Genomic DNA, 11,777 nt, shown 5'->3' on the forward strand with positions numbered 1-11,777 from the left:
CCGGCCTCAAGGCCATAAAGGAGCAGGTGGGGCAGACACAATCTGCACCTGTGAATGAATTGCGCAGCCCCTGTTTTGTAAAGAAAGGCCCCTGTGCCTGCTCCTTGGGTGAGAGTTCCATAAAGAATATTCTCACCCAAGGGGGGGAAACAGGCCTGCTGCCCACCATTTTCTCTGTGTTAGTACCCCTGATTTCATAATTCCGGACTTATGGGTAAAGATAAGCCCAGTGGGAGAGGGGAGAAATAGAGACTGTGCGCCTTTCAGACCACCCGCTCAGATCACCAGCTCAAAGGATTCTTCCGGGCTGTCCCGATCCTTGCGATCCAGAAGGGCATCCAGAATCTTTTCCATGAGCCGGATGCCGCCCATGTAGCCCACCGTTGGAAAATAGCTGTGGCCTACCCGGTCAAAGATGGGAAAGCCGAAGCGCACAAAGGGCAGATCCTCATCCCTTGCCATGTATTTGCCGTAGGTGTTGCCCATGAGCAGATCCACGGGCTCCTTCTTGATCCATTGGTGGAGAAGGAAGAGATCACCATGGGCCTTGACGTTTACGGGCACGGGAAGATGGGCGGTCAGATCCCGGATTTTTTGCTCAAAGGCCTTGCCCGGCGTACCCGTCACCACATGGACGGGGTGCATGTCCAAGGCCACCAGAAACTCCACCAGAGAGACAAGGGAGTCCGGATCGCCGAAAAGGGCCACCCGTTTCTGGTAGAACCAGGCCTGCATGTCCGTCATCACATCAAGGAGTTTTCCCCTTTCCACGGCAATGCTTTCCGGAACACTGACACCGCCCACTTTCCTCAGGGTGTCCACAAAGCGGTCCGTGGCCTGAAGACCGATGGGCAGCTCAAGGGTATGACAGGGCACCTTGCACTGGGCATCCAGCTTGCGGGCCGCCAGATCCGAGGCCAGAGGTCCGAGGGCGATGGTGGCCTTGCTGTCTCCCGTGGCCTTCATTTCCGCAATCGTCACGCCTCCTTTGGGATACATGCGGAATTTTCCCGTCTGGGGTGCATTCAGCACATTGGAGGTGTCGGGGAAGACAATGGTTTTCAGGCCCATGAGACCTGCCATGCGCTTGACTTCTTCCATGTCCGAAGGTTCCACGTATCCGGGAATGATATTGAGGGTTTCATTTTTTTTGCCCGTGGATTCGGAAAAGGCCTTTACCATGCCCTGCACCATGTTGGCAAAACCCGTGACATGGGAACCCACATAGCTGGGGGTGGAGGCATGGATCACGTATTTGCCCTCAGGGATTTTGCCTTCGTCTCTGGCCTTGATGGCGATCTGATTGAGGTCATCGCCAATGGTCTCTGAAAGGCAGGTGGTGTGTACGGCAATGATATCTGGCTCATAGACCGTGAAGATGTTGTCGATGGCCTGGAGCAGGTTGGCCTGTCCGCCGAAGACGGAAGCGCCTTCGGTGAAGGAACTGGTGGCCGCCATCACGGGCTCTCTGTAGTGGCGGGTGAGGGCGGAGCGGTGATAGGCGCAGCAGCCCTGGGAACCGTGGCTGTGGGGCAGGCAGCCGTGGAGGCCCAGTGCCGCATACATGGCCCCGATGGGCTGACAGGTCTTGGCCGGGTTGATCATGAGTCCCGTGCGTTCCACGGGTTCTGCGGATGTATGACGGAGGAGCATGGGGATGTCCTTTCCTTGAATGTTGGATGCTGAGCAAGGCTCACAAATGGCCCTTTGTGCCTCTCTGTTTTTCATGGAGCAAATGAAAGAGCGATTGATGACCGTTAAAAATTGAACCCCCGCAGGAGCGGGGAGGTTTCCGACTCCCACAGGGGCCACGGGCCTCTCAGGCAACCCAGGCGTAGTTGGCGGAGAGTTCAGGTTCAGCAGCCCATGGAGGCGTGATAAAGGACCAGACCTTGGCGTTCACCATGCGCTCGATTTCCCCATAGAAATTGATGGCTCCCTTAAAGCCCGCATAGGGCCCGCCGGAGTCGTAGGAATGGAGCTGTTTCATGGGAATGCCGCTCTTCTGGATGGCGTACTTTTCCTTGATGCCCGCACAGAAGATGTCCGGCTTGAAAATTTCGATGAGCTTTTCCGTCTCAAACTGGCTGATGTCATCAATGACCAGGGTGTTTTCCTTCATGTCCGGCATGAGCCCTTCGTATTCACGGAAGGCAAGCCCCTCGCTTTCCAGCTTTTTGAGACTTTCCTCATCCTTTCGGGGGGCGTAGCGCTTTGCATCCGGCGTGATGTGCAGCTCTTCAATATTACGGGAATCTGCATCGATTTTGATGCTGGGCAGAACCTTGCGGCCTTCGTAGTCGTCCCTGTGGCCGAACTCATAGCCCGCTGCAAGGGTTTCCATGCCCAGCTCACCGAAAAGATCCTGATAATGATGGGCACGGGAACCGCCCACAAAGAGCATGGCCCGCTTGCCCTCACACCGGGGCTTTGCTTTTTCTAAAGAGGCCATCACCGCTGGCATTTCCGCAGCAATTACCTCTTCCACCTTTGCCTTCAGCTCCTCATCCTCAAAATACTGGGCGATTTTGCGCAAAGACTTGGCCGTGGATTCCGCACCGATGAAATTCACCTTGATCCAGGGAATCCCGAACTTGGTTTCCATCATCTCCGCCATGTAGTTGATGGAGCGGTGGCACATGATGGCATTGAGGTCCGCCGTATGGGAGTTGGCGAAGTGATCAATGGACGAGTTCCCCGAATAGGTGGAGACAAGGCTGATGCCACAGGCATCGAGAATCCGTTCGATCTCAAAGGAGTCGCCGCCGATGTTGTATTCCCCCAGAAGGTTTATGCGGAACTTTCCTTTGCCTATGGTGTCGTTCAGCCCCACCACATGGGTGAAAATGCCGTTGTTGGCGATATGATGCCCTGCGGACTGGCTGACGCCCTTGTAACCCTCGCAGCTGAAGGCAAAGACATTGATGCCGAGCTTTTCTTTCATTTCACGGGCCACGGCGTGAACATCGTCGCCGATGAGACCCACGGGACAGGTGGAAAAAACGGAGATGGCTTTTGGATGAAAGAGATCAAAGGCCTCCTGAATGGCCTGTTTCAGCTTTTTTTCTCCCCCGAAAACAATGTGTTCATCCTGCATGTCCGTGGTGAAGCAATAATTCATGAAGTTTTCATCGGTATCGGATTCGGGTCGGGTCTGGTTGCGGCGGGTGAGCCAGGAATAGTAGGCGCAGCCCACAGGCCCATGGGTGATGTTCACGATGTCCCGTGTGGGCCCCAGCACAACGCCCTTGCATCCGGCGTAGGAGCAGCCCCTCTGGGTGATGATGCCCGGAACGGTGCGCACATTGGCGCCCACTTCCGGCATTTTGCCGTTTGTGTCACGGCGGTTCACCAGAATCTGTTTTGCCCGTTTCCGGGCCACCTTGGTGGGATACTTGGCGAGAATCTCGCCCTTTATTTTTTCCAGCTTGGCAGCCGTATTTTTTTCGTCGCTCATGGTCGTTTCCTTCATCATGGTCGTTTGGGTACCCTGAAATTGATTCCTCACCCCGGCCCTGGCTTCGAGAGCCTCCGCCACCGGTTTTGAGAGTCTCAGCCTCCGTTACCAGCTTTGAGGCCTTAGCCATCGGCTTGAAAAGCTTCAGCCGAGTGGGCTACAATCTTCCTGTTTCAGGAAATAACCTTACACCTCATCCAGTACGGCTTCTCCCCGTTCTCCGGTGCGGATACGAATGGAGTCTCGGGTCGGAAGCACAAAAATTTTGCCGTCTCCGGATTTTCCCGTACGGTTGACGCCCATCAGGGTGGAGACCACCTTTTCCACAAGGCCGTCCGGCACCACGATGGAGATCATGCGTTTGGGGATGAGGCGGCTGGAGTCTCCCAGCTGGGTGATGGCTTCCTCGTAACCCTTTTCTGCTCCTTTGAGCAGGGAGAAGTCCACAATCCCTTTGCCCCGGCCCAGCACCTCTTTAGCCGTCATGGAGGTGATGCCCGCCTCCACCAGGGCTTTTTTGGTCTGGTTCATGCGGTTCATCCGCACAATAGCAATGATTTCCTTCATACCTGCACCTCCTCCAGACCGCCGTCCGGGCTTTCCTTGATGCCGGAGCTGATGGTGTAGGCTTCGTCAACGGGGGTGACAAAGATCTTGCCGTCTCCAAAGGCCCCTTTATCGCCGCTACGGGCCGCCTTCATGATGGTGCGGATCACGTATTCACAGTCCGCATCCTTCACCACCGTAAAGAGCAGGTCTTTTTGAAGTTCATCGTAGGTGATGTCTCCGATCTTGATGCCCCGCTGCTTGCCGCGTCCCACCACGGAAAATTTGGTCACTGCGGGAAAGCCCGCTTCCATGAGGTCGGAGAGGATACGGTCGCTGCGTTCAGGCCGGACAATGGCTTTAATGAGGTGCATAGGAAGACTCCTTTTTTTAGGTCTCGCATATGGAGATTACTTTTTTGTAATATACCGAACCTGTCAGGGGCCGGATTTCTGCGCGAAAACATAAAGAAACATACGGGTGCATGGACTGACATTTTTTTGTATAAGTATCTGCTGCGGGCCTTTCAGGCCTTTTTAACCGGCAAGGCCGTAATCCATGAGGAGCTGCTCCAGCTCTTCAATGGCCAGAGGGGTTGGGACAATACGAAATTCGTTTTCGGCAATTTTTTTGGCCAGAGTTCGGTATTCATTAGCCTGTTCATTGGCCGGCTCAAACTCGATCACTGTCTTACGGTTGATTTCCGCTCGCTGCACCACATTGTCACGGGGTACAAAGTGGATCATTTTTGTGCCTAATCGCTTGGCCAGTTCCTCGATCATTTCCTTTTCATTGTCTACGTTCCGGCTGTTGCAGATCAGTCCCCCAAGGCGCACCGTACCCGCTTCCGCAAACTTCACAATGCCTTTACAGATGTTGTTGGCCGCATACATGGCCATCATTTCTCCGGAAACCACGATGTAGATTTCTTCGGCTTTGCCTTCACGGATGGGCATGGCAAAACCGCCGCAAACCACGTCACCGAGTACATCGTAAAAGACATAATCAAGGTTCCGGCTGTCCGCATAGGCTCCCAGCTGTTCAAGAAGGTTGATGGAGGTGATGATGCCCCGGCCCGCACAGCCCACGCCGGGTTCCGGTCCGCCGGATTCTGTGCAGACCGTGTTGCAGAATCCGTCTTTCTGGACATCATCGAGGGTTACGTCTTCGCCTTCTTCCCTCAGGGTGTCCAGTACGGTGCGCTGTACCAGCCCTCCGAGGAGAAGGCGTGTGGAGTCCGCCTTGGGATCGCAGCCCACCACCATGACCTTGTTCCCCATTTCCGCAAGCCCGGCCACGGTGTTCTGGGTGGTGGTGGATTTGCCGATGCCGCCTTTGCCATAGATAGCGATTTTGCGCATGGTTTTTACTCCTTTATGAAAGATGAGAAGGACATGGCCGGTGATACGTTCTTTCCCGGCCATGGTGTTTCCGTGAACCGTTTCCCCAATTCCTGCCTTCAGCCCATTCGGCTATGTGCCAGAGCCGCTGTGGAAGCTGTTGCTGGTTTTTTTTCTCCGGAACTGCTGCCTCCATCAAAGGACATGCCTGCTCCGCTGGCCCGGAAGTCTGGGTAGGCATTGCCGCCATGTTCGCTGAAATCGAGGCCTTCCATCTCTTCTTCCGCACTGACCCGCAGACCGATGAAGTGATTCACCAGCTTGAACATGAGCCATGCCGTGGGGAAAACCCAGAGAAAGCAGGCGAGAATTCCGAGAAGCTGTACGCCGATGATGGCGAGGCTGGTACCGCCGGTGTTGAAAAGCCCTGCGGCAAGGGTTCCCCAGGCTCCGCATACTCCGTGAACGGAGATGGCACCCACGGGATCGTCAATGCGGATTTTTTCAAAAAAGAGTACGGAGGAGACCACAATACCACCGGACACGGCACCGATGATAATGGCTGCAGCAGGACCCACATTGGCGCAGCCTGCGGTGATACCCACCAGCCCTGCCAGCACGCCGTTCAGGCTCATGCTGACCTCTGGTTTTCCAAAGCGTATCCAGGCCGCAATCATGGCGGATACGGCACCGGCTGCGGCAGCAAGGTTGGTATTCACAAAGATCAGGGCAATGCTTTTGTCTGCTGTGGTGGTGGAGCCTGCATTGAATCCGAACCATCCCAGCCAGAGGATGAAAACGCCAAGGCCTGCAAGGGGGATGTTGTGGCCGAGTATGGGGCGGATACTTCCGTTGGCGGCATATTTTCCCAGCCGTGGCCCAAGGACGATGGCACCTGCCAGAGCCGCCCAGCCACCTACGGAATGCACTACGGTGGAGCCCGCAAAGTCGATAAAGCCGAGATTTTCCAGCCAGCCGTCTCCATTGTGCAGGGAACCCCAGGCCCAGGAGCCGAAAACAGGGTAGATGAAGGCGGTGAGGGCAATGGAATAGCAGATATAACCTGTGAATTTAGTTCGTTCCGCCATGGCTCCCGATACGATTGTGGCGGCGGTGGCGGCAAATACCACCTGGAACATCCAGAAAGCAAGGGTCCACTCTTCTCCTTCACCGGTGAAGTCGGAAAGAAAAAATCCGGATGTTCCCACAAAACCGCCCAGGCTGTGTCCGAACATGAGGCCGAAACCGATGGCCCAGAAAGCAAGGGAGCCGATAGAAAAATCCATCAGGTTTTTCATGATTATATTGATGGCGTTTTTCGCCCGGGTGAAGCCAGCTTCCACCAGTGAAAAACCGGCCTGCATAAAAAAGACGAGACAGGCGGCAATGAGTGTCCAGAGAAAATTGGCGTGTTCCTGCACAAGGGCTATGGCTTCGGCATTGGTGATGGGATCGGGAGCGGCATCTCCGGCAAGGGCCGGGGCTGCCAGTGCAAGTATCAGGGAAGTGGGAATGAACCAGCGCATGATGCTTTCCTCCTGGGATTTGGGGTTTGGGAAAAGTGCCTTGCTTTTCCCGTTAGTGCGAAGGTTTTATTGCATGAGGCGTGCCAAGGTTTTGTCTGGGTATTGTATGATATTTATGGTATTGATTTTATAGTATTTTTTTTAAAGGGTCTTGTGATTGAATATGAATTCTTTGTTTAAAATAAAACATAAATGTAGTGTGCATAGGTATTTATAACATTTATGTATGCCTGCTGGGGTGGCGTGCTGCGGAGTTGTTTCGTTTTTTCAGGCTGGAGGGATTTTGGGTGGATTATTTTATTAACGAGAAGAAGCGAAAAGAATCAAGGCAGGAGTTTAAAAACTTTTTGTTGTTGATTTAAGAAGAATTATTAACTTGAATTATAGATTTTAGGGCGGTATGTTGTGACTGCGTAACGGGGATGCCTTTTAAAAGACCATCGGGGGGTTTTTAAAGGCTTTTGCGATCCGGCCGAAACGCATGCGTTCCAGAAAAAAGCAAGCTCCTTGATTGATCCCAACAGGAAAGGCCGGACATAATTGTCCGGCCTTTCCTGTTGCGCTACAGCATGACGGCCGGGTTTCCGGCTCCTTGCCTTTCTATCTTACTGCGGGGATGGGGAAGACTTGTGTACAGCCTCCGTAAGCCCGTTGATATCGCCTGCCTTTAGGCCGATTTCCGATAGCAGGGAGTCCAGAATAGGTGCCTGAGCACGGTAACGGAGGGCGCTGTTGACAACCTGATCGGCCAGGGAGCCAGTGCTGTTTTCCCCCCCGGCATCTCCTTCGCTGCCACTTCCACCGCCAAGGCCGTTGACATGCAGGATGCGGATATCGCTGATCTGTTCCATGGGCTTGACGCTTTCACGGATAATTTCAGGAAGACTGTGGATGAGAGCCAGACGAACTTCCATGGCAATCTGCTCAGGTGAGAGAAGGTTGGCTGCATTGTTGAGAGCCTTTTTACCTTCCGCCTCCACAACATATTTGCGTTCCGCAGCATCGGCCAGCATCATTTCCGCATCGGCTTTGCCTTTGGCCTCCAGTCGTTCTTTATCGGCATGGCCCTGAGCGACAAGACGGAGGGCTTCGGCCTGATCAATGGCGGCTTTCTTTTCGGCTTCTGCTGCAACGGTGAGCTGAATGGCGTCTTTCTCCGCTTTCTGGCGGGCAAGGACCAGTTCCACCTGCTTTTCCCTTTCCGCCCGCTCTGTTTCACGGACGGTGATAACACTTTCTTCTTCCTTGACAGCCTTGGCCTTGGCCCTGTCCGCTTCTGCCTTGGCCTCTGACTCTTCTCTGGATTTTTCTGCTATGGCAATGGCTTTACCCTGTTCCGCAAGCTCAATGGCTTTTCGTCTTTCAATTTCAGCCTGTTCGAGAGTACGCGATTTGGCAATTTCCATCTCTTTGATGGATCGCTCTTTCTGGATTCGCTCGTTTTCTACGTCTCTTTCGGAAAGGATCTGCTTCAGGTCGATTTCCCTTTGGGACGCAATGCGTGCTTCCTGAGCCTCCCGTTGTTTTTCTGCTTCTTCCCGTGCAATCTCAGCGGATTGAGAAGCTCGCCTTATGGATACTTCCCGCTCCTGTTCCAGTCGTGCATACTCTTCATCCCGGGAAATTTCAAATCTGGCCCTTTCCGCCTCAAGGTTTTTATGACGGATGGCCAGGTCGGTTTCCTGCTCAATGTCGTTTCGTTTTTTGCGTCGTGACTCAATGGCTTCCGTAAGTTTTGTGAGACCTTCCGCATCAAAGGCGTTTTGGGCATTGAAGTGTTCAAAGGCCGTCTGGTCCAGTCCCGTAAGGGAGACGGATTCCAGTTCAAGACCGTTTTTCAGGAGATCTTCGGATACCACCTGCTGGACTTTCTGAACAAAGTCAACCCTTTTTTCGTGAAGTTCCTCCATGGCCATTTCGGCGGCAACGGCACGCAGAGCATCCACGAATTTACCTTCCACAAGCTCTTTCAGTTCAGAAGGGTTCATGGTTTTCTGGCCAAGGGTCTGGGCGGCGTTGGCAATGGATTCGCTTAAGGGCTTAACCCGGACATAAAACTCCGCTGCCACATCCACGCGCATTCTGTCTCTTGTGATCAGGGCCTGTTCTCCGGTGCGACGGACTTCCAGCCGGAGAGTATTCATATTGACGGGAATGATCTCATGGAGAACGGGAAGCACCATGGCCCCGCCATCCATGATGACTTTTTCACCGCCAAAGCCCGTACGCACAAAGGAGACTTCTTTGGTGGCACGTTTATAAAGGCGGGCAAGAATAATACCAATTACCAGAAGGGTGGTGACAAAGACACCGGCAATCACAATGATTTCTGTCAGACCTGCCATGGGTTCTCCTCATTAATGGATAGAGTGGGAAAGGTGGGTGCTTGGGTTGGGGATGGCCCGGTAAATGTGGTTGGTCAGGGAAACAATAAGAACTTCGTTCCCCGTGGAAAAGACATCCTCATCCCGGTCGGGTTCTACAAGGAAATAATGCATGCGGCCGTAAATGTCCTTTGTTTTGGCCTCTGCAGGATTACCCCTGGAAGCTGTGCCAAGGGTGATGACTGCCACACGGCCGATGAGGCTTGCACGGGACACGGCAAGTGTTTCGTCCTTTGGAATGATCCTGTGCAGCAGACCTCCCAGAAAACGTGTAAGAAAAAAACTGAGTACCAGAACGGGTATGGCTGCCAGCCATCCCGGCAGGAAGGATCCGAAAAGGGATGCCACGGCGGCCTGCAGCATAAGACCTGTGAGACCAAAACTGGTCAGAAAAAGAATCAGGATGACAAGAACAGGAACCTGACCGATACGTAACCAGACAAGGAAGCGGCCCGTACTGCCACCGAAATCCGCAGTACCAGCATCCAGATCAGGTATCAGGCTGTCAAAGAAGGAAGAACTGCCTGCGCCTATGAGGCTGGCCGTTCCCTCGAGAATGCCAATGAGCAGCATGATGGCAAGGGCTGTTGAAAAGGCCATGTTTTCACTGGCAAGAAGGAGTTCCCACATTACTCTTTTCCTGTTTTGAGGGCTTTCAGCCTTTCGGTGATGGCATTTCTACGGGAGAGTTCTTCCAGCTCAGCCAGCTTGGCTGCCGATCCGGTGTTCAGTCCTCTGGCAGGTAGTCCGGAAGCATTTTCAAGGATACGGTCAAAGAGGGAGCCAGCTTTTTCTGCTTTGGTGTCCAGAGAGGCTCTGTCTTTGGCTTCCGGCAGCCTCTCCTTTGTCTGATTTTTACGGAAAACGGCCATTTCCGCACGCATTTCTCTTTTTTTGGACTGAAGGGCCTGAATAAAGCCTTCCAATTCCTTTTCCTGTTCCATACAATCTTTGATGGAAGCAGAAAGCACCGGGATGATGGCTTCCACATCCATCTGTTCAGCTATGCCGATTTCCGCCAGATCATCACGGTTCTGGGCAACGGCCACTTCGATCTGTCCGCCGAGGGCTTCATGGCGTTTTGTTTCTTCTCCCAGCCTTGTTTCTGCCAGATGTTTCTGTGCCAGCTGCCTGCCCAGTTCCGAGCGAGCTTCCTCAATGACACCATCCATCTCCCGGATGGCTTCTTCCATGAGACTTTCAGGAGCTCTGCTCTCAAAAGAGGCTACAAGGCTGTGCATGCTGGCACTGAGCAGGCGGGTCACTCTTCTTCCGAGTTTTTCACGCATTCTTTTCCTCCGGTTTGATGGACAATGGAATAAAATAAATTCTTGAATCCTTTAAATGAAGACAGCTTGTTGGGAGGGGAAGGGGAACGGTGCTGGCATGGAGCCGTCTGAACAGGCACGATTTTTTTCCAGAGATCCGATGCCTGTTCACATACCTTTGGTCTGGGTGTGGCTGCGGTGAAAGGAGCCGAGTTTGGAATCTTCGTCCCGGATATGGACGAGCACCCATTGTGTCATGAGAACATTCAGTTCTCCTTTCAGGCGATGCAGGTCGTATACTCCTTCTACCAGGGAGTTCATATCTCTGCGAATCAGTTCGTGGAGGTTCCGGTGGTAGTCAATGTCTGGGTAGCCCCATTCTCTCATCAGCTCTTCTTCTGCATCAAAATGGACATGCATATACTCAAAGAGGGACTGAAGGGTGGCTTTCAGTTCCTTAAAATCCTGTCTGGGGTCCATTATCCTGAAAATACGATTGGCCAGGTCGAACAGCATGCGGTGCTGGGCATCGATTTCGGGATTACCGATGGCATATTCCGGCAGCCAGTGAAATTGAGGGGACACGGAAAACCTCCTTGGAAGAGATATATACAAAAAAATATATATCAGATGAAAGGGCCGCTAGGCAATCTGCAAGAGAAAAGAAAGTGGATTTTTATGGCAATCTTTTGTCGAGAGAGGGTGACAATGCGTGAAAAACGGTCTTTCTTTGTCCGGAATTCATGTAAATACAAGAAATTGGGTGCTTTGGCACGAGGGTTGGCAAACCCATTATGGAAAGCATCGCCATATTTTTTATCTCCGGGTAAGGAAAAATATTGCAAGGGTTTTTCAGGCGGTTATGATAGCGATCCTGCGGGAGACGCAGGGTATGGTGAGCGCTGTTACGTTTGTAGGAAATGGGCATCCGAAAGGGTACGATTCGGGTAAGGGGAAAAACTATTGGAAACAGAAGCCTTATTTTACTGGATGGACCGCAGGGAAATTGGTTTTTTCCGGTTTCTGCTGGAAGCCTATGAGGGTATAGGTGCCCTGACAACCCTGGACAGGGAACAGGGGCTTGTTATGGTCCGGGTGGCTCCGGGATGTTGTCTGCTTGTGGAGGAAATCGTTTCATCCATAGGTTCCGGCACACCTCCGGTATCCCTTTCCCGGGAAGAAGTGGAGGGCATGGGGTTTTCCACAGATCTTTGTTCTGCCTGATACAGATATCGAAAGCTGGTTCGTACCGGATA

11 protein-coding genes are annotated in these 11,777 nt (G+C 53.0%); 1 reads left to right on the forward strand and 10 read right to left on the reverse strand.

Annotation, left to right across the window (positions count from 1 at the left end):
* Window positions 1-276: 276 nt before the first annotated feature.
* The 10 genes from nifK to OOT00_RS10425 form a co-directional block, all read right to left on the reverse strand.
* Window positions 277-1,653 (reverse strand): nitrogenase molybdenum-iron protein subunit beta, encoded by a 1,377-nt coding sequence (gene nifK / locus OOT00_RS10380; RefSeq protein WP_265425310.1) that lies wholly within the window; start codon window positions 1,651-1,653, stop codon window positions 277-279.
* Window positions 1,654-1,819: 166 nt separating this feature from the next.
* Window positions 1,820-3,457, reverse strand: coding sequence for a nitrogenase molybdenum-iron protein alpha chain (gene nifD / locus OOT00_RS10385; protein WP_265425311.1), 1,638 nt, complete (start codon window positions 3,455-3,457; stop codon window positions 1,820-1,822).
* Window positions 3,458-3,643: 186 nt separating this feature from the next.
* Window positions 3,644-4,024 (reverse strand): P-II family nitrogen regulator, encoded by a 381-nt coding sequence (locus tag OOT00_RS10390; RefSeq protein WP_265425312.1) that lies wholly within the window; start codon window positions 4,022-4,024, stop codon window positions 3,644-3,646.
* Entirely contained in the window at window positions 4,021-4,377 is a 357-nt protein-coding gene (locus tag OOT00_RS10395; RefSeq protein ID WP_265425313.1) for a P-II family nitrogen regulator, read from the reverse strand. Before OOT00_RS10395 ends, OOT00_RS10390 begins: the two co-directional genes overlap by 4 nt.
* 162 nt (window positions 4,378-4,539) lie before the next feature.
* Window positions 4,540-5,364 (reverse strand): nitrogenase iron protein, encoded by an 825-nt coding sequence (nifH, locus tag OOT00_RS10400; RefSeq protein ID WP_265425314.1) that lies wholly within the window; start codon window positions 5,362-5,364, stop codon window positions 4,540-4,542.
* A 98-nt stretch (window positions 5,365-5,462) separates the two neighbouring features.
* Window positions 5,463-6,869: an ammonium transporter gene (locus tag OOT00_RS10405; protein WP_265425315.1), complete on the reverse strand. Its 1,407-nt coding sequence runs from the start codon at window positions 6,867-6,869 to the stop codon at window positions 5,463-5,465.
* Between the two features lie 605 nt (window positions 6,870-7,474).
* Window positions 7,475-9,214 carry a flotillin family protein gene (locus OOT00_RS10410; RefSeq protein ID WP_265425316.1) on the reverse strand — a complete coding sequence of 580 codons (1,740 nt, stop codon included), beginning with the start codon at window positions 9,212-9,214 and terminating at the stop codon, window positions 7,475-7,477.
* A 12-nt stretch (window positions 9,215-9,226) separates the two neighbouring features.
* A complete protein-coding gene (locus OOT00_RS10415; RefSeq protein ID WP_265425317.1) occupies window positions 9,227-9,883 on the reverse strand; it encodes a YqiJ family protein in 657 nt (218 codons plus the stop codon).
* Window positions 9,883-10,542, reverse strand: a complete 660-nt coding sequence (locus OOT00_RS10420) for a PspA/IM30 family protein (protein ID WP_265425318.1) — start codon at window positions 10,540-10,542, stop codon at window positions 9,883-9,885. The genes OOT00_RS10415 and OOT00_RS10420 overlap by 1 nt, the downstream gene beginning before the upstream one ends.
* Window positions 10,543-10,689: 147 nt before the next feature.
* A complete protein-coding gene (locus OOT00_RS10425) occupies window positions 10,690-11,106 on the reverse strand; it encodes a bacteriohemerythrin (protein ID WP_265425319.1) in 417 nt (138 codons plus the stop codon).
* Window positions 11,107-11,484: 378 nt separating this feature from the next.
* On the opposite strand from OOT00_RS10425, the gene OOT00_RS10430 reads away from it, so the two are divergent.
* The gene (locus OOT00_RS10430; RefSeq protein ID WP_265425320.1) at window positions 11,485-11,745 is read left to right on the forward strand and encodes a DUF4911 domain-containing protein; all 261 of its coding nucleotides are present in this window, start codon (window positions 11,485-11,487) and stop codon (window positions 11,743-11,745) included.
* Window positions 11,746-11,777: the final 32 nt, after the last annotated feature.

Origin of the sequence: Desulfobotulus pelophilus, from assembly GCF_026155325.1 — a bacterium.
GTDB classification, from domain to species: domain Bacteria; phylum Desulfobacterota; class Desulfobacteria; order Desulfobacterales; family ASO4-4; genus Desulfobotulus; species Desulfobotulus pelophilus.